The 25,235-nt window shown below is 41.5% G+C and carries 15 protein-coding genes and 2 pseudogenes; 12 read left to right on the top strand and 5 right to left on the bottom strand.

All coding sequences use genetic code 11. The annotated features are described in order from the left end of the window. Positions 1–79 precede the first annotated feature (79 nt). The 10 genes and pseudogenes from A7D14_RS18085 to A7D14_RS18040 all read left to right on the top strand — a co-directional run bounded on the left by A7D14_RS18085 (position 80) and on the right by A7D14_RS18040 (position 16,358). A complete protein-coding gene (locus A7D14_RS18085) occupies positions 80–640 on the top strand; it encodes a sigma-70 family RNA polymerase sigma factor (protein ID WP_067037654.1) in 561 nt (186 codons plus the stop codon). Between the two features lie 77 nt (positions 641–717). After that, a complete protein-coding gene (locus A7D14_RS18080) occupies positions 718–1,917 on the top strand; it encodes a FecR family protein (protein WP_067037652.1) in 1,200 nt (399 codons plus the stop codon). Positions 1,918–2,010: 93 nt separating this feature from the next. Further along, a complete protein-coding gene (locus A7D14_RS18075; protein WP_083158160.1) occupies positions 2,011–5,379 on the top strand; it encodes a TonB-dependent receptor in 3,369 nt (1,122 codons plus the stop codon). Between the two features lie 11 nt (positions 5,380–5,390). After that, complete coding sequence (locus tag A7D14_RS18070; protein WP_083158159.1) at positions 5,391–6,869, top strand: RagB/SusD family nutrient uptake outer membrane protein; 1,479 nt, start codon at positions 5,391–5,393, stop codon at positions 6,867–6,869. A gap of 487 nt (positions 6,870–7,356) precedes the next feature. Continuing rightward, on the top strand, positions 7,357–8,655 hold the full coding sequence (locus tag A7D14_RS18065; RefSeq protein ID WP_067037650.1) for a mandelate racemase/muconate lactonizing enzyme family protein: 1,299 nt from the start codon (positions 7,357–7,359) through the stop codon (positions 8,653–8,655). 1,029 nt (positions 8,656–9,684) lie between these two features. After that, positions 9,685–10,567 (top strand): annotated as a pseudogene (locus A7D14_RS18060) (IS481 family transposase). Between the two features lie 108 nt (positions 10,568–10,675). Continuing rightward, the gene (locus A7D14_RS18055) at positions 10,676–12,415 is read left to right on the top strand and encodes a sulfatase (protein WP_051947148.1); all 1,740 of its coding nucleotides are present in this window, start codon (positions 10,676–10,678) and stop codon (positions 12,413–12,415) included. A 6-nt stretch (positions 12,416–12,421) separates the two neighbouring features. Then, positions 12,422–14,065, top strand: coding sequence for a sulfatase (locus tag A7D14_RS18050; protein ID WP_036379439.1), 1,644 nt, complete (start codon positions 12,422–12,424; stop codon positions 14,063–14,065). 54 nt (positions 14,066–14,119) lie between these two features. Further along, a complete protein-coding gene (locus A7D14_RS18045; protein WP_036379437.1) occupies positions 14,120–15,229 on the top strand; it encodes a formylglycine-generating enzyme family protein in 1,110 nt (369 codons plus the stop codon). A 283-nt stretch (positions 15,230–15,512) separates the two neighbouring features. Continuing rightward, on the top strand, positions 15,513–16,358 hold the full coding sequence (locus A7D14_RS18040; RefSeq protein ID WP_394297318.1) for a glycoside hydrolase family 3 N-terminal domain-containing protein: 846 nt from the start codon (positions 15,513–15,515) through the stop codon (positions 16,356–16,358). A 52-nt stretch (positions 16,359–16,410) separates the two neighbouring features. Here A7D14_RS18040 and A7D14_RS19760 read toward each other — a convergent pair whose 3' ends face one another. Then, complete coding sequence (locus A7D14_RS19760; RefSeq protein ID WP_394297317.1) at positions 16,411–16,716, bottom strand: transposase; 306 nt, start codon at positions 16,714–16,716, stop codon at positions 16,411–16,413. 286 nt (positions 16,717–17,002) lie between these two features. On the opposite strand from A7D14_RS19760, the pseudogene A7D14_RS18030 reads away from it, so the two are divergent. Then, positions 17,003–17,143 (top strand): annotated as a pseudogene (locus A7D14_RS18030) (ATP-binding protein); the annotation flags it as partial. Between the two features lie 300 nt (positions 17,144–17,443). On the opposite strand, the gene A7D14_RS18025 reads toward A7D14_RS18030, so the two are convergent. The 3 genes from A7D14_RS18025 to A7D14_RS18015 form a co-directional block, all read right to left on the bottom strand. Next, positions 17,444–18,865: a RagB/SusD family nutrient uptake outer membrane protein gene (locus A7D14_RS18025; protein ID WP_036386028.1), complete on the bottom strand. Its 1,422-nt coding sequence runs from the start codon at positions 18,863–18,865 to the stop codon at positions 17,444–17,446. Between the two features lie 16 nt (positions 18,866–18,881). Next, positions 18,882–22,244 (bottom strand): SusC/RagA family TonB-linked outer membrane protein, encoded by a 3,363-nt coding sequence (locus tag A7D14_RS18020; protein WP_163634982.1) that lies wholly within the window; start codon positions 22,242–22,244, stop codon positions 18,882–18,884. Positions 22,245–22,426: 182 nt separating this feature from the next. Further along, a complete protein-coding gene (locus tag A7D14_RS18015) occupies positions 22,427–23,578 on the bottom strand; it encodes a FecR family protein (RefSeq protein WP_036379431.1) in 1,152 nt (383 codons plus the stop codon). A gap of 125 nt (positions 23,579–23,703) precedes the next feature. On the opposite strand from A7D14_RS18015, the gene A7D14_RS18010 reads away from it, so the two are divergent. Next, complete coding sequence (locus A7D14_RS18010; RefSeq protein WP_036379429.1) at positions 23,704–24,297, top strand: RNA polymerase sigma factor; 594 nt, start codon at positions 23,704–23,706, stop codon at positions 24,295–24,297. Positions 24,298–24,417: 120 nt separating this feature from the next. Here the strand turns inward: A7D14_RS18010 and A7D14_RS18005 are convergent. Then, a partial coding sequence (locus tag A7D14_RS18005) for a sialate O-acetylesterase (RefSeq protein WP_067037647.1) occupies positions 24,418–25,235 on the bottom strand: 818 nt, incomplete at its 5' end.

Raw genomic sequence — 25,235 nt, 5'->3', positions numbered from 1 at the left:
AAAGCTAATTCAATTTTTAAGTTTGGTGTAGTTGCATCACTTTTCTTCCAATAAAAATCAGTAAGGAATTATTGTGCCAATGGAGGTTTCTTATATGGATAAAAAAAAGTATCATAGACAGGTTGAACTTATATTTAAAAAGCATTATAGGGAATTTTGCTTGCTATCTTATAGATACACCTCCAGTATGGATGTAGCAGAAGATATTGTTCAGGATGTTTTTGTGAAAGTTTTGACCAAAGAGGAAATCCAAAAAATCAAAAATGCAAAAAGTTATATCTGGACCGCTGTCAAAAACAAAAGCCTTAATCATTTACGGAGAACCAAAAAGGAACGTCCCCTTGAAGAACAAGATTTATCGTTTGCAATTATTGAGGATTGCTCACCATTGGACACAAACATTGACAAAAAAATTAAACTGGCAATGGGACAATTGCCAGAGCAGTGTAAAAAGGTTTTTGAGCTTTGTGCCATGGAAGGGGAGAAATATAGCGTTGCGGCAGAAACCATGGATATTTCTGTAAATACCGTAAAGACACACATCAAAAAGGCCTATAGAATTCTTCGCTCTGAATTGAGAAATACATATATTTCAATAGTGTTTTTTGCTTATTTTCAGTTATTCACCCTCCTATTTTAAATTTTTATCAAAATCACATCACCCTTTTTTCTTTTTCCGTGTCTTATATATAGAACGCGAATAAAGAAGAAACCAAAGTGGATATTGGCTCAATACTAATAAAGAAGATCACCTCAACACTCTCACCAGAAGAAAACCGGTTCTTTGAAGAGTGGGTAAATGCCTCTTTAAAGAATCGAAATCTTTATGAGTTTTTTCTAAAGCGATACCAAAATGGCGAAGAATTGCCCAATGTAGATGAAATAAATATAGATGAAGCGTGGAAAGTTGTGTTGGAAAAGACCGGTGTTGAAACAAAACCCCCTTACAGGAAAAACTACGCCCGTCTGGTTTTAAAGTATGCTGCAGTAATTACAGTATTATTCGGGTTGGGCAGCCTGTATTTTCTATTACAAAACCCCAAAGCAAATACGCCCAATATTGAGGATGCAATTACCTTGAAGCTGGACAATGGGGAAATAAAAATTATTTCTCCTGAAAGTTCGCAGACCATCAATGATGACAAAGGGGAAGTGTTGGTCGTACAGAAAGGGGTGGTATTGGATTATTCCAAAGCGCATTCCAATGATGAAGTGGACTCGGGGAAATTGGTGTATAATGAACTCACTGTGCCCTATGGAAAAAGATTTGGTATTGTGCTGTCCGATGGAACCAAGGTCCACCTAAATGCAGGGTCTTTCCTTCGCTATCCCATTCAATTTTCCAAGGATGGAAACCGGCAGGTATCCATTGTTGGCGAAGGTTATTTTGAGGTCATAAAGGATTCGCTACGCCCCTTTATCGTATCAGCCGGAAACATGAACCTTCGTGTATTGGGAACTACTTTCAACATTTCATCCTATCCCGAGGATAAAGATATCAATACCGTGCTTGTTGAAGGCTCTGTAGGCTTATACGGTAAAAAAGAAAAATTCAATGAAATTCATTCTCCTGTATTACTGAAACCGGGTTATAAGGCTTCTTGGGCGCGCAGTGACAAAAACATAAAATTTGAAAAAGTCGACACTAGTATTTATACAAGTTGGATAGAAGGAAAACTGGTCCTTAAGAAGTTGCCCTTTACAAATATTGTTGAAAAATTACAACGTCACTACAAGGTGACCATTGTGAATAATTATGCCAAATTGGACCATCAGGTATTCACGGCCACTTTTGACAAAGAAACGATCAAGGAAGTCTTGGACTCATTTGGTGAAGATACCCCTTTTGATTATACCGTTGAGGGTAATCACATTACAATAAATAAACCAAAAAACAATATGCCAATGAAGAAATAAAAGATCAATCAAAAAAAAATCGGAAAATGTCGCACCATTTCCCGATTAAGAATAATCAGCTAAAATCAATTTAACTAATAACATTGTAAAATTATGGAAAAAAATGATAGGCAGGCCCTTTTATGGGGGTCTTCTATGCTAAAATTTAGTTTAGCAATGAAACTGGCAACCATCCTTTTGATAGTTTCCGTTTTTTCAGTTCAAGCCAATTCATATTCACAAAAAACCAAAGTTACTTTGGATATGCAGCAAGTGAAAATGTATAAGGTTTTTGAGAGAATCGAGGCTCATACACCATATAAGTTCTTATATAATACTGATAAAATTGATGCCGAAAGACTAGTGACTATCAAGGCCAAAAACAAACCTTTGGAAGATGTTTTAACAGATTTCTTTAAAAACAAGGGTATTGATTACGTTTTTAAAAACCAACAAATTATACTAAAACCCGAACAGGTTTCCTACAGAGTGGGTCAAAGCGGTATGGCAGCCAATGACATATCAACAGATACCGTGGCGGTGCAAATGACCATTTCCGGTACTGTGACCGATTCAGGAGGAGAACCTCTTCCCGGGGTTTCCATAGTGGAAAAAAACACCACAAATGGGGTGGCCACAGATTTTGATGGGAACTACAGTATTCAAGTTTCCTCTTCTTCCGCCATATTGATCTTTTCCTATATTGGGATGAAGCCCGTTGAAAGAACAGTGGGCACAAACACAACTTTGAACATCCAACTGCAGGAAGATGCCGAAGCCCTCAACGAAGTGGTCATTGTAGGATATGGGTCACAAACAAGAAAAGACTTGACTGGGGCCATCTCAGTGGTAAGCTCAGATGAATATGAAGACCAACCCGTTACTCGGGTGGACCAAATTCTACAAGGTAGGACTGCCGGGGTCAACGTCACCAATTCCTCTGGAGCTCCTGGGGGAACAGTATCCATCCGGATCAGGGGGGCCAACTCCATCAATGGGAGCAATGAACCGCTTTATGTCATTGACGGTTTTGTAGGGGCCGATTTTAGGGATGTTAACCCTGCGGACATCGAGTCCATGCAAGTATTGAAGGATGCTTCATCTACTGCCATCTATGGAAGTAGGGGTTCAAATGGGGTTGTCTTGATCACAACAAAGTCGGGAAGAATGGGAAAACCTAGGATTTCATTTACCTCTCGTCTTTCTGTGGCCAATTTGATCAAGGAATGGGAACTATTGGACGCGGCCACCTTTGCCGAAGTTGTAAATGCAAGGGCAACGGATTTTGGATTGGCACCAAAGTTTACCCAAGAAGAGATAAATAATTTCAGGGTAAATGGTGGCACGGATTGGCAAGATCTCTTGTTCAGAACAGGTTTCGGCCAGGAATACCAAATAGACTATTCAGGCGGTAAAGAGGGGGTTTCCTATTTTGTATCGGGGAATTATCTGGATCAAGAAGGTATTGTCGTAAATTCAGATTATACCAAAATTGGACTTAGGGCCAATGTAAAGGCCAATCTAAGTGATAAACTTACGGCTGACATTAAGACCAACTTTAATCGAAGGGAAACAAATAACGTAAATGGTTCTGGGAACACCAGTGGCTCTTTGGCCGGTCCCTTGACCTGGGCGCCTACAACCCCTGCCAGGGATGAGACTGGGCAGTTTACCGTTAGGGACCCCATATCGTCGATCAAGGCCAATCCATTGGAATCTGCCCTTAACGATCGAATTTCGGAAGTGAGCACTTTTACTACCAATGGTTCACTCAACTATGAATTCTTTGAAGGACTAACCTTTAATGTGGGGTTCGGCCTAAGCTATTCCAATGCACAAACCAAAAATTTTACTTTGGGTCTTGCCAACGAAACAGCTACAGCCACTAGGTCCTCAATAGAAAGTCTTTTTGTGCAGAACACAAACAACCTCACGTACAAGAAAAATTTCAATGGGGTACACGATCTTACGGTAACAGCAGTTTTCGAGAACCAGAGTAGGGAAATGGACGGCTTTAGTACCGACGCCAGTAACTTGCTCTTTCCTATTTTTAGGTATGACAATCTCAACTTGGTGGGGTCATCCGCTTCCACCGCAATCAAAAGCAAGGAAACACTCCTCTCATATATAGGAAGATTGAACTATGAGTACATGGACAAATACCTGCTTACCCTCTCGGTAAGGTCGGATGGCTCTTCCAAGTTTAGAGGGGACAATAAATACAGTACTTTTCCATCCGTTGCCTTAGGGTGGAGGATTTCTGAGGAAGATTTTATGCAAGAAACCTTCTTTGACGAGCTGAAACTAAGGGCTAGTTGGGGACAGACAGGAAGCCAGGCCATTGCTCCTTTCGGTACGATTACCACGTTGAACACCAATCCAAACACAGCTGGAGCCTCCTATTTAAATGGAAGCTTGACCCCAGGTTTTGTTTTGGGAAACCCTGGGAATGCCGACCTACGTTGGGAGACCACCAGTCAGCTGAACTTTGGAGTGGATATGGGATTCTTCAACAACCGTTTAGGCATTACTTTGGATTATTATGAAAAATCAACCGAGGATTTGTTGCTCAACCAACCCCTTCCCGATTATGTGGGAGGAGGGGAAATTGTCAAAAACGTAGGACAGGTCGATAATTCAGGTGTGGAACTGGGAATCAATGCCACATTGGTCGATAACGGCAATTTTACTTGGGAAACCACGTTCAATGCCGCTTACTTGACAAATGAAGTGGTAGATCTTGGTGACCGATCGGAAATCTTTCTTTCAGGTGGAGTTGGGGCAGGTCTTACCAACCAGCCAGAGAATATTCTAACCCCCGGTGAATCACTTTCAACCTATTGGGGCCTTCGGTATTTGGGAACATGGAAATCTGATCAAGCGGCCGAAGCTGCCGTTTATGGAAATGTGCCAGGTGATTCCCGATATGAAGACATCAACGGAGATAACAGTATCAATGCGGATGACATGCAAATCATAGGCAATGGTACCCCAACGGCCACCTATGGTTGGAATAACATTATTAGCTACAAAGACTTCACCCTAAACCTGTTCTTTAATGCAATGACAGGCTTTGATAAATGGAACTTTGGGTATGCTACAGGGGTAATGCCCAATGTGGATGCCAGGGAATCCGTACATGTAGACATATTAAATCGTTGGGCCCCAGGGAACGAAGATAGCGACATTCCTCATTTTAGCCCCACCAGCCTAGAGGAGATACAATCCTCAAGGTTTGTTGAAAAAGGAGATTTTGTGAGGTTGAAGAACGTGAGCCTTTCCTATAATCTTCCCCAAGAAACCATCAAAGGTATCGATATGCAAGTGATTCTGAGTGGTACCAACTTGTGGACAATCACAGACTACAAAGGTTTAGATCCCGAGGCATATTCCAATAACGGAATTGGAGACTCAAGTGGAGGGGACGCAGGCTCTTATCCGAATTCCAAAACATGGACCTTGGGAGTTAAGCTTAACTTTTAATACAATACATCATGAAAAATAAGATTTACATAAAACTCATCATACTTGTTTGTCTGACTATAGGATTGGGTTCCTGCAGCGATTTTTTGGATGAGGATCTATCTGCGCAGTTGACTCCTGACGGGGATGCTCTTTCCGATGAAGGGGGATTGAATGCTGCTTTGGCCGGGTCTTACGCGCCCTTGGAAAAAACATGGGCTTCCGGTTTTGCCACTGCGGCTACCCAGGCCATCCTCATGGGGTCAGATGATCTCACTACCCATAAAGCCAGTAACAAGGCAGATTTTAGGGAGTTTGACCAATTCAATGTGTCCCAACAGAACGGAAGGTTACCATTGATATGGAGAGGTGTCTATAAGAGCATTCAGGGTGCCAATAATATCATTGCCAACTATCAGACTGCTGAAGGCGATGCGACCGCCATAGAACAGATAGCTGGAGAGGCCTATTTTCTAAGGGCCTACAGTTACTTTTGGATTGTCCGGTTATGGGGAAAGGCTCCCATTTTGTTGAACTCGCATGAATTTGATGAAGAGACCCTCAGCATGACCTCCAGTTCTGTTGAGGAACTTTACGCCCAGGTTATTTCCGATTTGGAGCAGGCAATCAACCTAATGCAAAAAACCAAATTGGCCCCGGGAAGAGCTTGTCAGGGTACCGCTAAGGCCATCTTGGCGGAAGTATACCTGCATATGGCAAGCTGGCCCTTAAAGGACACCTCCAAATATGCCCAAGCCGCTCAGGTGGCCAAAGATTTAATAGATAATGAAGAGGAATATGGGTTGGGACTCATGGACAATTTTGCTGACTTATGGCCCACACCAGATATGAACAATGATGGTAACAAAGAGGAGGTCTTTGCCCTTAATTTCTCGGGCAGTCAGGGAGGTAGTGGTAATGCCATTTATGGAAATGCCGCCATTCCCGGTGATGTTGGGGGATGGGATGACTATTTCAGCGAGATCACCTTCTTTAATGAATATCCTGACCAATTGCGCAAGGAGGTAACCTTTCAGACCGAATTGCCTGATGGTACCCCTTGGCAAGATTTTAATACAGGCAGGCCTTATTTCAAAAAGTTCCAAGGAGACAGGATGACATGGCTCAATACGCTTTCACTTCCTTTGGAACGGATGGCCGAGGTCTATTTTATTTTTGCCGAGGCACAGGTAATGGCCACGGGAAACAACAGTGATCCAGAAGCCTTGGAAGCCATCAATAAAATTGTCAGAAGGGCTCACGGACTTCCTTTGGATACCCCGGCACTTTCTGTGGACTATACCTCCATAACCCAAGAACAAATTGTACAGGAAAAAGCTTGGGAATTTGCTGGAGAGTATTGTCGATGGTTTGACCTGGTCAGGCTGGAAATGGTGGAAGATGTCATCGCAAACAAGCATCCTGATGATCTACAGCCCTTAGGAGAGATTGAATATTATTTGCCTCTCCCCGCCAGTGAGACCATTGTGAACCCAGGATTGAATGAATAATGAATGAGATTTTTGCTTCCCTTTATTGGAGTTTTGCACCTCCAAAAGGGAAGCATATCCCTAAATAAGGTAGGAGTTGGACCTTAGATTTACTTTGTTCAGCGAATACCTGAACCCAGATTTAGTTATCAGAATCAATGTTGGTTAAGAGGCCTTACCATACGTGCTCTTGGATATGGTGGGTCTTTTTTCCAACCCTAGCCCTTACTTGACTTTCTACAAAACCAATTTAATCAAAAACCTTTTTTTTTGGAAACTTGGGCCGTGAAAAGGATATCTTCTTTCCCATTTTTCCTGAATCAGTTTACGGTTTTCATTCAAGGGGTTGTTATATTTTTTGCTACTTCAAGTTTTATTGATATGCCCAATATGTTAAAATCATTCATGCCTTGTCTGAGTGTGCTGGCTTTCCATTGAAGATCTATTTTCATTTTTTAGTATATTTAGTAATTAGTATATCAAAATCATAAATCATAAATCAAAATCAATGAAACTCTTTTCCTCAACCTCAAACAAAAAACCTTCCCGTCGGTCCTTCTTGTCTAGAGCTACTTTAGGCATCACCGGCGCGATGCTGGCCACAAACTATGACGGTCTGGCAGCATCCATTGAAAGAACGCCAAAATCATCAGCCCCATCCGATCTTAAGATTACAGCAGTGAAATGCGGGTTTATTCGCAATGAGCACAGCCTTTTTGTGAAGATCTACACAAATCAGGATATTGTTGGGCATGGTCAAGGTGTTGACGGTGTTTACGGAACATACCACGTTGTGCACCACTTGGCCAAAAATCACTTGATTGGTAAAAACCCCTTGAACATCAATCGGCTTCAGGAAGAAATGCGCAGGGGAGGCCTCTTTAAAGGAGCCCAAGCGGGTATGTATGTCTGTGTGATGACAGCCTTGGAATCAGCCCTGTGGGACTTGGTGGGCAAGGCCCTGGGATTGCCCGTCTACCAATTAATGGGGGGCAAATTCCGCGACAAGATCCGAGTTTACTGCGATACGGCAGGAAGTCGGCTTGAGCCACAAGAGATGGGTAGAAGAGCAAAGGAAGATGTGGACAAATATGGTTTCACTGCGGTAAAATTTGATATTGATGATCGTCAGGATCCCAATAAATTGGATCTGTACAATTGGAGTGTAAGTATTCCAGAATTAAGGCGTATGGAAAACCAAATCGCCGCGGTTCGTGAGGCTGTGGGCGAAGACATTGATATTTGTGTGGACTGTCATGGTAGATTTGATGAAGCTTCGGGCATGAAAATAGCCAAAGCTTTGGAGCCCTACAATCTTATGTGGTTGGAAGAACCGGTTCCTGCTGAGGTTCCGGAGTCTTATGCACGCATTCGTGAATCGACTACCACACCGATTTGTGGCGGTGAAAATTGGTACTTGACCTACGGTTTTAGGCATCCCTTTGAAATTGGTGCCGTAGACGTTATTATGCCGGATCTTCAAAAATGTGGAGGTTTGGGAGAAGGGTTGCGCATAGCCAATCTGGCAAATACCTATAATACCCCTTTTGCACCGCACATGGTCGCCTCATATCTTGGTGCCATATCTTCGGCACATGTCTGTGCGGCCGTGCCAAACTTCCTCATCCTCGAATGGCAGATTTACTTCCATGAAAATGAAATGTACAAGGAAATTGTCGATTTTGAGGGTGATTTTTTGACCAAGGACGGTTATATACCTGTACCGGACAAACCTGGACTTGGCGTGGAGATCAATCAGGAGGCAATGCGGAAATATGCCACGCCCGGAATACCTTTTTTTGAATAGTGTTTTCAATTTTTTCTTAGTAGAAGATTGGATTTGACCAAAAACTGCGAAAACCTTGCAATCTCATAGATTTGCAAGGTTTTCTTTTTTTGGCATTACTGCCCAAGTGACCGCGGCAGGATTGCTTCACATCCTTTGCGCTACGGGCTGAAAATCAAAAAGCATAAAACCAAAAAAGCAAGCCTTATGATTTTGCTTGCTTTTCGATGTATTCGTGACCGTAGCAGGATGTGCTGACGCACATCCTTTGTGCTCAATGTTGCAAATAGGAAACTACGCAGCTGGCGCTGCTTTTTCTTTATTTTGTTCCAAAGCTCAAACTACGTTTGGCTTTTCCATAAAACAAAGAACCACGTCCGAAAGGGCGTGGTTTCCTGAGTGTCGTGACCTCGGCAGGACAGAATTCGAACTTTTTAAAGAAAGATATTGAAATCATTTTAAATAAGTCATTTCATATCAGAAGAGCTTGATTTTAGCCCATCAAGGAGTATAAATATTCTCCACCTCATATGTCGTCAAGCGGTAAAGCTTAGAGAAATCGATGTGCTTGTCCACCGTGTTCGGAAGATGCCTAACTTCTGGCTTATCCGCCGCTTGCTCACACCCCAGGTGTAGAATTTGAATATCTATTTATTTTTGCACGTCTACCTGCTTGTTCGCCATGGTCCTCTTTGGCAAAAAAAGACCTTTGGGACTTTACAAACAGCACAAATCAAAAGTGGCTCACTTTCACTGGCCAGCTACACTCACTTTGACCCGACGAAGATGATATACTATGTCTGGCGTTTCCACTAATTCAAGGGTTAAACTAATATATTGAGATTGTCAGATTAAGTATTAACTAATATACATAAGTGCTCGATTTTATTATATTTATCCAGGGAAAATCCCTCCCCTTTAAGTGAGACTTTAGGTTGTATATTATTTATGTAGAATGTAGGACCTCCTGAAGGCTCCCTGTTACTTGTTCATGTATGTGACTACGTCAACTAAAAGTGTACTATTTTGATAATATTTAAAGAGACACTTTTGAGATGGAAGTTCAAACTGAGGGTATTGGACTTTGCAATAGATTATGGAAAGGTCAAGGAAACCTGTGAGATGTTCAATGTGAGCAGGAGCACTTTCTTTAGCTGGAAAAGAAAGTATGATTAGTATGGGACAGAGGGTCTTTTAAGGAAAAAAAGGGAAGCGGATACCTACCCCAATAGAATCAATCAAAAAACGGTTGATCTGATATTGGACCTTAGAAGGAAATACAAACTTGGCGCATGGCGTATCAAATGGTACTTGGAAAGATACCATGACATCAATATTTCTGAATCAAGTGTTTATAGGACCCTTAAAAGAAACGGTATCAAACCGCTCAAACGAGCAGTTACCAGAAAAGCGATGGGACCTAAACGTTACGCCAAGGAAACTCCGGGACACCATGTCCAAGTGGATGTTAAATTCTTGATTTTCCACACCAACGAAGGAAAAAAGATAAAACGATATCAGTACACGGCCATTGATGATTACACGCGTATCAGGGCATTGAAAGTATATGAAAGTCACAACCAGTCAAGTTCCATTGACTTTATGGATTATGTTGCCAATAAGTTCCCTTTCCGAATCCATGCAGTCCAGACAGACAATTGACATGAGTTCCAATCTAGGTTCAATTGGCACGTGAAGGACCTTGGCATGGAGCACCGTTACATAGAGCCAGGAAGACCACAGCTCACGGAAAGGTGGAACGATCACACCTCACGGACAAGAAAGAGTTTTATCAACTACTAGATTATTCTGATGATGTTGATTTGAACAAGAAAATAAAACAATGGGAAGACTTTTATAACTTTATAGAACACAAGGTGCATTTAAGGGAAAGACACCCTATGAGATTTTAATGTTTCACTTAAAAGAATGAGAGTTTATTGCCATTTTAGCTGAAGTAGCACACTAGAAAAAAAAATCAAAATCTTGTCTATAAAAGGAAAATGGATCGCTCTAATTAGTGAAGCCAATCTTGTACAACATGATTTTTGATTCTTTTTCGCATACTGTAACATTATTTTTAAGAACGATTACCAAACGATTTACGATTCTTCTTATATTTATTTTCACCGCGCACACATTTTCCCAGACCAAATCTAATATTGTTTGGATCGTTTGTGAAGATATTTCCCCCTATATCGGGGTTTATGGGGATGCCACTGTGCGGACTCCCAATATTGACGCACTGGCAAGGGATGGCGTTAGGTATACGCGGGTATATACGACTGCTGGGGTCTGTGCCCCAAGTAGGTCCTCTATCATTACGGGAATGAACCAGATCTCCATCGGGACTTCCCATATGAGAACTACTCATAACAACTCAAAATTGATGCCCGAAGGGGTCCCCAGCTATTCGGCCGTGTTACCACCAAAAGTCAAGGCTTTTCCCGAGTATCTGAGAAAAGTTGGGTATTACACATCGAACAACGCAAAAGAAGATTATCAATTTGAGGAGCCCGTGACCGTTTGGGACGAAAGCAGTATTGGTGCCTCCTACCAAAACAGGAAGGCTGGGCAACCTTTCTTCAGTGTCTTTAACTTTGCCATTTCGCATGAGTCCCAAATCATTTCTCCTCCAGATTCCCTCTACTACGATCCATCTAAAATGGTGCTGCCCCTTTATTACCAGAATACGGAACAAATGAGGCACGACAAGGCTGCCTTGTATACTCGGATTGAGCAAATGGACAGTGATGTGGGAGAATTGATCCAACAACTAAAAAAAGATGGGGTCTATGATGATAGTTATGTGATCTTTTATAGTGATCATGGAGGCAATTTGCCCTGGATGAAACGTGAAATCTTGGAGAGAGGCACCCATATCCCATTTGTTGTGAAACATCCAGGATCTGAAATGGCCGGTACCGTGAACAATGACTTGATCAGTTCCGTTGATTTCGCCCCCAGTATGTTATCCATTGCCAGGGCTGATATTCCAGACTACTTGCAGGGCAAGCCATTTTTGGGCCCAAAATCGGGAAGTGAAAAGAACCAATATGTATTTGCCGGCAGGGATAGAATGGCGGATAAATATGATAGAGTTCGCTCTGTGACCGATGGGACCTTTAGGTACGTTTATAATTTTCATCCCGAATTGCCCAAATACCAGGATTTGGCCTACAGAAGACAAATGGTCAGCATGCAGGAAATCATTGATATGAGGGATGCAGGCAAGATTACCAATCCATACCTTTCGGACTGGTTCAATACGCCAAAACCGCAAGAAGAATTCTATTATACCACCAAAGATCCGGACGAAGTACACAATCTAGCAGACGACCCCGCATACCAAGACAAGAAAAACGAGTTGAAAGAAGTACTTTTTAACTGGCTGGAAGTTGTTGGGGACACCGGTAAAATTCCAGAAAAAGAAATGGTCAGGAACATGTGGTGGAAAGGTAAGGATGATGCCCCTATGACCGAAAAACCAGTCATAAAAAAAAGCAAGGAAGGTGTAACACTTTCATGTGCCACCGATGGTGCCTCCATAGGTTATCGAATATTCAAGGACAATGTAGCGGATTCCACCTTGGTACGGGACATAAAAACTTGGGACTTTTTCTACCTAATGCCACATAACAACAAAAAAACAGTGACCGTGCCCAAGCCGTGGAATGTTTACACCGGTGGTAACATATCACTCAAAAAAGGGCAGACCATTCAAGTCAATGCGCATCGTATAGGATATAAGCCAACAGAAATCATCTATAAGTTTAAATAAAATAACATGAAGAATCCTTTTCAAATCATACTGGTATTCGTAATGTTGTGGTCGTTCAGCATTACCAAAATACAGGCCCAACAAAAAGATGAAAACCAAAAAAGGCCCAATATTGTCTTCATTATCAGTGATGACCATGCCTATCAGGCCATCAGTGCCTATGGCGGTAGATTGGCCCAAGTAGCACCAACTCCCAATATTGATCGGATTGCCAAGGAAGGCATGCTCTTTGAGAATTGTCTGGTTGCCAATTCTATTTGTGGGCCATCAAGGGCTACCATACTCACGGGCAAGTACAGTCATAAAAATGGATTTATCGACAATAGGTTCGGTACCAAATTCGACTTTGACCAACAAACCTTTGGTGAATTGCTCCAACAGGCGGGATACAAAACCGGGGTGCTCGGTAAACTACATCTGGGCGATAAACCGACCAAAGGATTCGATTATATCGACATTCTACCAGGTCAGGGATCCTATTACAATCCCCTTTTCATCAATAATGAGGGACAATATCAATTGGAAGGATACACTACGGAAATCATTACGGAGAAAGCCATCAAATGGATTGACGCCATCAAATCCGATGACCAGCCCTTTATGCTGTTTTTGGGACACAAATCCTCACACAGACCATGGCAGCCGGGACCAAATGAGTTGGGCATGTATGAAAATGTAGAGATTCCAGAACCAAAGACTTTGTTCGATGATTACTCAGGAAACAGGGAGGTAGCCGCCATGAACTATATGTCCATTTCCGAAGCCATGAAAATGGCACAGGATATTAAAATAACGGACCAACCCCAAGCTGGTTTTACAGAGGAACAACAGAAAAAATGGGATTCTATCTATGGGCCTATCAACGAAAAGGTCAAGAAAGCTAATCTTAAGGGAGACAATCTGACCCGTTTTAAGTATCAACGTTACATGCGGGATTATTTGGCCTGTATTGCCGGCGTGGACAAAGGGGTTGGCCAAGTATTGGATTATTTAAAGGAAGCTGGGCTCGATGAGAACACTATTGTTATTTATACCTCCGACCAAGGATTCTATTTGGGGGAACACGGCTGGTTTGATAAAAGATGGATGTATAAGGAATCTTTGCAAACTCCATTACTGGTAAAGTTGCCCGGTAAGGTCAGCCCAGGAACGACCAATAAGGACCTGGTTTCCAATCTGGATTTTGCCGAAACCTTTTTGGATATCGCACAAACCGAAATTTCAGCGGACATGCAAGGGAAAAGCATGCTGCCCATTTTAGAGGGAAACACACCTAAGGATTGGAGAAAAGCCCATTACTACCACTACTACGAACATCCTTCCGAGCACGATGTAAGAAGGCATTACGGAATTACCACCGATAGATACATGTTGATCCATTTCTACTATGATTTGGATAAATGGGAATTATACGACTTCCAAAAGGATCCTAATGAACTGAACAATGTATATGGAGATCTATCCTATGCAAGCATCCAAAAAGAGCTTCACAAGGAACTTGAACAATTAAGGGTGAAATACGGGGACAACGATGCCCAAAACCGGCAATTCATTGAGGAATATTATGAAAAGGTCAAAGCCAACCCATTGGTTGAATATTGGAAACTTTCCCCCGAAAAAAGAAAAAGGTTGTACCAAGAATATTTATAAACACGAAATTAACCATATAGTCCAGGTCAAAACATCTTCATAGAACCAAGAACAATGGTATTAAAGCATAAATCGGCACTTTTTATTATCCTGTTTGTCTTCCTGATAGGGTGCAGGACCAAAACAGATGGAGCAAATGAATCCATTGGCATAACAGAAATAGAGGGGCCTCCAAAATTAACAGATTCACCGACCGAAGCACCAGAAGGTATGGTTTGGATACCAGGTGGAGAATTTATGGAGGGTGCCGTCGCTAAGGACAAAATGGCCATGATGCATGAAAAGCCGGCGCACCAGGTGCACGTTGACGGTTTTTTTATGGACATCCATGAGGTCACCAATGAACAGTTCGTCAAATTTGTGGATGAGACCGGTTACGTAACTGTCGCAGAACGGGAAATTGATTGGGAGGAAATGAAGAAACAATTGCCAGAGGGCACTCCCAAACCCCATGACTCCATTTTGCAGCCAGGGTCCCTTGTGTTCAAAAAAACCAAATCCAGTGTGACTAACCTATATGATTATTCGCAATGGTGGGAATGGAAGATAGGTGCCAATTGGAAACATCCCAACGGGCCGGAAAGCACTATTAAGGACAAGGAAAATGAGCCTGTGGTGCACATTGCCCTTGAGGATGCCCTGGCCTATTGTAAGTGGGCGGGAAGGAGATTACCCACCGAGGCCGAGTGGGAATATGCCGCACGGGCAGGCAAAAAGGACGAGCTGTTCTTTTGGGGAAGCGATGTCTCGCAGTTGAGTTCCCATGCCAATTCGTGGGAAGGGGAATTTCCGTTGAACAATACCAAAGAGGATGGATTTGAGCGTAGGGCCCCCGTGATGAGCTATCCCAAGAACGACTTTGGCCTTTACGATATGGCCGGAAATGTCTGGGAATGGACTAGCGACTGGTACAACACGAATTATTATAAGGAACTTGCGGACAAAAACGAGGTTACCCAAAACCCTAAAGGGGCTTTTGAGGCCTATAATCCCTCGAACCCATATGCCAAGGAAAAAGTGATCAAGGGCGGGTCTTTCCTATGCAGTGCCTCCTATTGTGCCAGCTACCGGATAAGTGCCCGTATGGCCACCAGTCCTGATTCGGGAATGGAGCATTTAGGGTTTAGGACAGTAATGCCGGTAAAAATGCCCAGAAACAAATAGCATCTATATGATTCCTCCCAAAAATCCTAAAAACGGAAAGCCAAAAAACAGTCTTTGAACACAAAATACACCAATATGAAATCCTAAAAGCGCCCATTCTATTTTAGCATTGCTGTTTCAGTTATACTCTTGACGGGCTGCAGTGGTCCAAAATTTACCGAAGAGAATAAAGGAGAATTCAATCTTGTACACCAACAAGTTGGGAAAAGTTTAGGGTATTGCTCTAAATCCGGGGTTCTCATCCTTGAAGTAGATCAATTGGCCTTCAAGGATCTAAATCAAAATGGGACTGGATTCCTATGAGGATTGGCGATTGCCCGTTGAGGAACGAGCCCAGGACTTGGCTTCCAAGATGAGCATTGAGCGAATTGCCGGATTGATGTTGTACAGTGCCCACCAATCCATTCCAGGAGGTGGGAACCGTTTTTTTGGTCCGGCGACCTACAATGTAAAGCCTTTTGCGGAAAGTGGGGCAAAGGCAAGTGACCTTTCCGATGCCCAACAAGTTTTTTTAAAGTATGACAACTTACGGCATGTATTGATTACCAGCGTGGAATCTCCCGGAGTTGCTGCGCAATGGAACAACAATGCGCAAGCCTTTGTGGAAGGTATCGGCATGGGCATTCCGGTGAACACGAGTTCGTATCCAAGGCATGGCAGCGATTCCTATGCGGAATTCAATGCAGGATCGGGCGGACAGATTTCCATGTGGCCCAGTAGCTTGGGCATTGCGGCCAGTTTTGATCCTGGATTGATGAAGCAATTTGGGGAGATTGCTTCCAAGGAATATCGTGCCTTGTGCATTGCCACGGCACTCTCCTCCCAAATTGATTTGGCCACGGAACCCCGTTGGTCCCGTTTTGATGGTACCATGGGTGAGGACCCTAAATTGGCCACCGATATGGCCAGGGCCTATGTGGATGGATTTCAATCTTCCGGTGATGGCGGTTGGGGCTACCAAAGCGTGAATGCGATGGTGAAACACTGGCCTGGGGGTGGTCCCGAAGAAGGAGGGCATGACGCCCATTTTGGTTATGGAGCCTACGCAGTACCTCGATGTCAAAAAGGTCATTGTGGTTACCGGATACCGGTTCCGAGATGGCCAAGGGCAGTCCCTGCCTATCGGTAAGGAAGAGGGCATTGGTGGTCCTGCCCTTTTTGCGGCCTTGGTATTCCACGGCCTAGCCTCCCCTGATGGCAGTGTGGCTGCCGTCAAGATCGACACTGGAGAGGTCGAACATGTCCCTGTACCGTTTTAAAATACCGATCCAACAATCCAGAAATGTCCCTGAACGGCACCATTTGCGATAATGGTGGTAGACCGATTGCCAACTCAGGACCTTTTGGGAGAACAGCGAGCTCGTGGGCAGGTACTCCCATTGCACGCCCGTCTTCAACTTGTAGAGTATCGCATTGACAATCTCGTACAAGGGAGCCGTTGGGGCAAAACCCCTTTTCGGTAAAGGTATGTGCGGAACTATCTCCATTTCTATGGTATCTTTTGTACATGGGCTATGGTATTTATGTTTGGCGACACAAATGTCCGTAGCCCTATCTTTCGATCCAAAAAAAGTTTAAATCACTTCTCATTAAGAAGTTATATGATAAAATAAGTAGAAAGGATTGTTTTGAAAGTATTTTTCCTATAAAGGTTTTCTGATTACAAGTTCTATCAAACCCTTTATTTTATGATGGGTAGAGCCTATTTTACTAAAAAATGTGAATGGTACCATGTACGGTTATTCTGAGATAAAAACACAGAATTATAGTCCACAATTGCCCGTATCAAAATGGCACGACATCATCGGGGAGAGAACACTAGCCGATGCCATCCTCGATCGTTTGGTGCATACAGCCTACAGAATAGATATAAAAGGAGAATCAATGAGAAGAAAATTGAAAAATAAAAACTAAGTTTAACCCACGGATAGATCAAATCTGGGCAGTCCATTTGCCCTGGTCGGTTTCATCCGGCGAAGGTGGGTCAGTTTACGCGGGCTTATCCAGACCCATTTCAAACCCTTCCTTTGTTCTAAATCCGTGGGGGGATTTATTGAAGCTATGTGTGCGAATCACACAATTTAAGCTTGTAGCTCAGCATCTATTTTTTGGAAACCATTTCAATCATTCCGTCCTTAAAGATTGTTAATTCTTCTCTAAATGCAACGAATTTTCCTTTTCCACTGTGCTCGAAATAAAAATGTTCTACAAAAATCAATAACCCTCGTTTTGCACCAATTTTGGATTTGCATCTAAATTGATCTGAGGAATTGGGAACAATACATGAAACGTTTGGGCAAGCTTACCTCTTTCAACAGCTTTAGATATGAATACATCTTGTCTAAGCTGGTCTTCCCTTCCTTTGCCTTCCCAGAAAAATTCTCTTTTTCTTTCATCCAATATGAAACTCTTCAAACTTTGTTTTGAAAAATCAGCAAGTGAGATTTCACTTGCTCCGGCTCTGCTGCGAACCTGATTTATCAAATCGATTGATTCTTGAACAGGTCCGTTGAGTTCGTTCAAAGCCTCAGCTCTCGATAACAAAATATCTGAGTAACGAATATCAGGGATGTCGTTTCCTTGCCCATCTCCCGATCCATTGGGATCCATGGGATATTTAGCAGGAAAAGAACGGTCGTTGCCAAAAAGCTGAATCTCATCCCCGGCCGTATTGGTGTATTCAGTAACAATCAAGTTTTTCCTAGCATCATTATCCTCGAACGATAATACAAATTCATCTTCAAAAAATATGATGACCGGATACAGCCTAAGGTCTCCCGGTCTAGGAAAATCACTTGGGTAAGTGAGCGCATTTATTTGGTTGCCAGCATCAGGAGCTACGTGAGGCAGTGCCCATACCATTTCATCATTGATTTCATTGTCCAAACTGAAAACTTCTTCGTAATCGGGCAAAAGTTCATAAACCCCCAAAGAGATGATTTCGTTTGCCTTTTCCGCACTTTTCTGCCATTCTTTGGTATTCAAATAATGTTTGCATAAGGTGCCAAGCGCAGCTCCTTTGGTCGCCCTACCTTCTTCAATTGCTCTAATTGGAAGGTTTGTTGACGCAAAAATCAATTCTTGTTCGATGAACGATTCTATTTCGGCCTCTGTACTTCTGGGTAGTAAAAGGTCTTCGTTAAATAAATCCTTATACAAGGGCACTGGGCCAAAAAGGTTATATAGCTTAGAATAGCTATACCCTCTAATAAAGCGAGCCTCGGCGGTAATCAGAGTTTTGAAATCTTCACTAAATGGGCCATTGTCAATATTGCTCAACACCACGTTTGCATCTCTGATAGCTGCATAATATAGGTCCCACTGCCCTAAAATATGTCTATTATTGCTGTCCCATGTGAAATCGGAAAGCTGCCTATAAAATATTTCAATGCTCCCGTTTAAGCTTGACACTTCTCCCGAAGAAAGTCCCGATAATGCATAAATACCTTGCTGGGGTATGCCGGGTTGCACTTGTATTGAACTGTATGCGGAACCAAGCAACGACCTAATTCCTTTCTCAGTGGCCAAAAATGTTTCGGGTTCCAGTTCGGAGAATGTTTCTTCCTCCAAGATATCAGTGCACGATGCCGATAGGGCCAGCACCGCAATTCCATAGTATTTATATAGTGATTTCATATTAGTAAATTTAATTTTATAATCCAATGTTTACACCCAAAATCCAGCTGCTTGCCAAGGGGTAGCTGCTATAGTCAACCTTGGTGTTATTTCTTCCAAAGGAATTGGCCTCTGGATCGAAACCTGAATAATCTGTTATGGTCAACAAGTTTTGTCCTGTCAAATAGAGCTTTAAAGAAGACAAGAACTTTATGTTGTCAACAGGTACTTGATAGCTGATGTTTATGCTTTTTAACCTTATATAGGACGCGTCTTCGACAACCAGTGAATTGACCCTTCCTCCACCGTATGATGAAGGATTGGTACCCGAAGGCCATATAGTGTTTGTGTTTTGGGGAGTCCATCTATCCAAGTATTGATGTGCATATCTGTTCAACCTAAACGTACCAGGATAGAGGCTTTGAATGGCATTGACATTTAAGAGCTCAACCCCCTCTTGACCTTGTATGAAAATATCCAGGGTCAAGCCCTTATAACTGAAACTGTTGTTTATCCCATATGTAAAATCAGGAAATGGATCCCCTAAAATGATTTGGTCATCGGGGTCGATTGTGCCATCTTGATCAGCATCTCTAAAGATTGGAAATCCAGGTTGTGCTGTAGGTTGCGGCGAATTGGCAATGTCATCGCCTTCTTGAAAAATGCCCGTTACCTCATAGCCGAAATAGGATGCCAACGGCTCACCTCTCCTGATTATGGCATTGTTTCCAATATCAGCTATGTTTCCCGTGGGAATCTCATCTATTCTGCCCAAATCGGATACTTCATTTTTGATCATAGAAAAATTTACTGCGGTAGTCCACATAAAGTCGGGTGAAGATACATTTATGCTGTTGATCAATGCCTCGAAACCTTTGTTCTGTATTTTTCCGACATTCGATAAGATAGAATTAAAGCCGGATGCCGAAGGTAAAGGCAAGTCAAAGAGTAAATCTCTTGTGTTTTTGACAAAAAAGTCTACCGAGGTACGTAGCCTTCCTTTTAGTATAGACATATCCAAACCAATATTGAGCTGTTCTGTAGTCTCCCACTTCAAATCGGGATTTGAAATCCTTGAAGGTCTTGTGGTGGTAATAGGTTGATTATCAAAAACGGCGTTTGTACTACTGCTGAAAGTAAGTAAGGAACTGTAGTTGCCTATTTCTTGATTGCCCGTCTGACCCCAACTCGCCCTAAGTTTCAGTTCCTCAAAAAAATCAGGTACAAAGACTTCATTTGAAAGTTTCCAACCAAAAGCTGCCGAAGGAAAATAACCGAATTTGTTATTCTCTCCAAAACGAGAAGAACCGTCAGTTCGAACCGTTGCCGTAAAGAGATAGCGATCCATAAGATTATAGTTAAATCTTGCTAGGTACGAGGTTAGCACATTTTCTTCTTTCAGGCTTCTTAGGTTGTCATTTCCAGTGTCCCCCAATGATAGATTGTTGGTTTCTATTATATCATCAGGAAAACCTCCAATGGTTCCCGAAAATTCCCTCACACTGAAATCTTGATAGGTAGCACCGGCCAAAACGCTCAAATTACTTTCAGAACCAAACTTCTTATTATAATTCATGGTAAATTCAACGAGGTTGCTGTTGCGTTCTAATGTCGAGACATTGGCAACCCCGCCCTGTGCCCTTCCGTTCACGGTCAAAGTAGAGTTATAAACATCTCTTCGGGAGTTCGACCTATCTGACCCAAAACTTAGTTTGGCATTCAATAAATTACTGATTTCATACTGAAAGTATATATTCCCGAGTGTGCGGTTTGTGAGGTTTTCGCTCAACACACCCTCAACTAAGCTCAAAGGGTTGTTCACGGTCAATTGGGAAGATTCGCTGAAATTGCCATTCTCATCAAATACCTGTTCAGTGGGGTCATATGAAAGTGCTGAAAAAATGGGCCCCGAACTGTAATTGAATCCAACGCCATCAACACTATTTTTGTCCTTGATATGGCTTGTATTAAGATTGAGGCCCATTCTGACCTTGTTGCCAAGTGTGCTCTCGTAATTTACTCGGCCGATATATTTTTTAATACCGGTATTTTTGACCACCCCATCTTGATTGTATTGGTTTAAAGAGACAAAAAACTTGGAATTTTCACTTCCTCCTGAAATTGATAAATTTCTATTTTGTATAATGGCTGTTCTGAAAATTTGGTCCTGCCAATCAGTACCGGCACCTATTTGTTGGATGTCTACTTGGGTGAACACAGGCTCATTGCCATTGTCTACAGCAATACCGTTGATAACATCAATATATTCTGATGCAGAGAGAAGATTTATTCTATTGTGAACTTGCTGAAACCCTACCGATTCATCATAATTTACGGTCAGTCTTTGTGCTGACCCCTTTTTGGTTGTAATCAAGACAACTCCATTGGCGCCCCTAGACCCATAGATTGCTGTTGCTGATGCGTCTTTTAGAATTTCAATAGATTCTACATCTTGGGGGTTCAAGGTATTTAAGGGGTTCCTAGGGTTTACGTTGGTGCCCATACCCGTATTGGGGTCAGATCCAGAAAGCCCTTGTGAATTGTCGATTGGAAAACCATCGATGACGTACAATGGCTCATTGCCAGCTGATATAGAACTTGCACCTCGCACCCTAATGGAAATTCCTCCTCCAGGTTCCGCACTTGTCTGGCTTATCTGTACTCCTGCTGCTCTGCCCACCAGCAACTGATCAACGGACACATTGGTACCGGGATTAAGGTCATCACTCTTCAAAGAACTCAAGGCACCGGTAAAATCACTCTTACGTTGGGTACCATAGCCGACAACAACCACTTCATCAAGGCCTGCGGCACTCTCCTCTAATATGATATCGAAACTGGTTCTTCCATTTACCTCGATTTCTTTTTTTGCAAACCCTATATAAGAAATCACCAAGGTGGCATTTTCATTGGTGACCTCCAACGAAAAATTACCATCAAAGTCAGATTGCGTTCCATTCGCGGTACCCTTTTCTACAATGCTAGCACCCGGCAATGGTTGTCCATTACCATCTTTGACCGATCCAGAAACCAATTCCTGGAACAGAAGAATACTTGTCTTCATAGGTAATGGCATTTTGGGTGTTGATTCCAACTTATTTGCTACCCCATGTAGGATTATTTGTTTCTTAAACACTTTAAAACCCAACCCTTCACCTTCAAACAATTTTGTTAAAACCGATGGCAAGGGTTCTTTTATTGCCTCAATTGAAACCTTGCGATCAAGGTCCACATCTCGTCGGTTCAATAAGAACTTAAAATCAGATATAGCCTCTATTTCCTGAATCACATCGGCAATAGTGACATTTTGCATATTCAAGGAAATCTTTTTGTTCTGTGAATAAGAATTCGCATTGATTTGGAATAGGGTAAGAATTAAGAAAAGTATGGTTAGTTTCATTTTCAACTTTGATAGCGAAATATGCTTACGCAAATTGTTTGGTTCTATGAATTTTTTCATAATTTCGAGTTAGTTATTTAATTTTTATAAATCTTTTTACCGAACCGGAAAATGCTGGCACATTTTTCGGTTTTTTATTTGAAGAGGCTATTTATTGTTTTGCATAACGTCTTTTTTTTGGATTATTCAATAATTATTTCGTTGTTTACAATTTTGTAATCCATATCATAGCTCCTACTGAATGATTGCAACACTTCATCAATAGATTCTATATCAAAAGAGGCATCAAAACGCTGTTGGTCTAAATCACCGTTCAGATTTTTAATGGTTACGTTATACTTTCTCTCCAAAGCATGTCTAATACTCTTGAAAGTGGCAAACCTGAAGATCAATTTATCCTGCATCCATGCCGTATGAATATAGGTATCTACACTTTCGATAGACATTTTTTGGGTTTTCTTGTTCCATTTACCCATTTTCCCTGGTTTGAGCTTAATTGACTGATAGTCTATCATTTTACGGTTCTTGATTTCAACTGACCCTTCTACAAGAACTGTTTGGATTTCGGGATTCTCTGGATAATAAGATATATTGAACATAGTACCCAATACAACCAGCTCAATTTCATCGGCATGAACTTTAAAGGGGCGGGCGGAATCTTCGGCGACATCAAAGTAGGCCTCCCCAGATAGGAACACCTGTCTATCTTGCCCCTTTAAAAATTCGACAGGATATTTTAAAGAAGTGCCTGAATTCAAATAAACACGGGTACCGTCTGAAAGAACCACATTAAACCGCTTGCCGTAGGGAACACGGATAGTATTGTAGGATAATGATTTTAAATTATGCGTATGTAAATAGACCAGCTGTGCACCATTTTGCTTACCAAGTACCTTACCATCTTTACTACGGATTATTTTACTTCCTTCCTCCGATAATGGTTGAACATCCCCGTTACTAGTTTCAATGATCACTGATTGTCCTATATTTAGGGGTTCCTGATGTCCACTCCTATCTAGATGATCTTTTAGAATATTATATCCAAGACCTAATAACAGTATGCCCACGGATGCATATGCCATAAGTTTCCTGGCCGTTTGTTTCATTAATCTTGTTTTATCCTTTTTAATCTCACTTAAAAGGTTCTTCTTTATTTTTTCGACATCAGGTTTGTTCAAGGAAATAGTAATTTTATAATGGGATTGTATATATTTTTGAAATTTTTTTTGATTTTTAGGCTCCATAATCCATTGAGACAGTTGATCCAATTCTCCTGATGTTGACTCGTTGAGGAGGTATTTAACAATATGATTTTCAATCTTGGAACTTACCACAACAATTCACATTTATGTAATGAAGACAAATCCATTTGATAAAACCCTAACTTAATATCAATATTTTTTTCATATTTGTAATATTTCACATCCTTTATTAAAGGAAATAAATTCTTTGATTTTTTATGAAGTATTCAGATGAGAGACTGCTAATCGAAGGCTTGAAGGCAGGAACCGAGGATGCCTACATCTGTTTAGTAGATAGATATAGTAGAAGGCTATTCGGATATTCACTTACGTTGGCCAACGACCATGCAATGGCCGAGGATATATTACAAAATGTATTCTTGCGTACATGGGAGAAAAGACGGAAATTGAATGTTACGACCTCTCTGCAGAATTATCTATTCCGATCTATCCACAATGAATTTATAAACCAATACAAAAAACGGCAGTCCAACTTGTTGTTGGAACAGAAATATTACGAAAACCTTGAAAAGGCTGCCAGAACGGAGGACTATAGTAGGCTGGAAAAATTAATCGTATTAGTAATCAGAGAAATTGAGAAATTACCCCCGAAATGTCAAGAGGTTTTTAATTTGAGCCGAAGAGAAGGTCTGACAAATTTAGAAATATCGAACCATCTCAATATATCGGTAAAAACTGTGGAAGCACAGATTACCAAAGCATTTGGTATACTTCGAAAAAACCTTGGAGAAAAATATTCTGGGATTCTTGTTCTCATATTGGGAAAACGTTTAAAATTGCCGTTGAACTAAAAATACCCTAAGTTGATTAGGTTCAAAGAAAGAAACACTTTCAAAGTTTGAACAGAATAACAGAAAAGTACAATGAATATCAATTGAGTGACAACAAAATTTATGACTTGTTTGCATATTCTAATTTTTCAATAACTCTGATATTTTTTCTCCAAATTTAATGCCTAAATTAATTTGTCCGTTTGAAGAATAATGAATGTCATCGTTCAGTTTTTCGAGACTATCCGTATCAATGAAGTAAGTATTTGGTATTTCTTCACTAATGCGAATTTGTGCATCAACGACATTGTCTAATGCTGGGAACCAAGCTTTGGGTGGATTAATCTTCCCAAAAATTATAGGCATCTCTTGGTTTTCATAATCTATTCTAACCGAATTGATTAATTTTTCAAAGTTGCCATAATAATCTTTACCAGCCTCAGGAATTCGAGCATCACGTTCTCCCTGCATCCAAATTAGAGCTTTGACTTTTGCATTGAGCCCCTCAGTGAGACTATCTGTGAGTTTTATCAACCTATTGTACATGCTACCGAATTGAGGATTCCCCGTTATTTCAGCCTTATCTTTACTGTAGTTGGGTGCCCAGTCCAATAATGAAGCTCCGCCAATTGCATATTTGATCAAAATAAATTTTTTGTTCGGATTGTTTTTGCTCAATTGCATAGAAATTCCAATTTCTGGTCCAAAATTATCTTTTGGGTTTATCAAGCCGGGACTTAGACCAAAATCGAAAAAAGAAATATTGGAAAACATCATTTCATCCAAATCAATTTGTTTTCCTCTCCCAACCATATTTGATTGGCCACCCATCAATATAACACAGTATTGTTCATCTTTGGATAAATTCTCAGCGTACTTAACCTTTAAATCTTGAGAATAGCCATACAAAACTGGTAACAATGTCAAAATAATAAATAGTCTTAATGCCATCATAGCAT

This window comes from Allomuricauda sp. CP2A (genome assembly GCF_001683915.1).
Lineage (GTDB): Bacteria > Bacteroidota > Bacteroidia > Flavobacteriales > Flavobacteriaceae > Flagellimonas.
The sequence above is the reverse complement of the archived record's forward strand: the minus strand, read 5'-3'. Positions and strand labels throughout refer to the sequence as shown.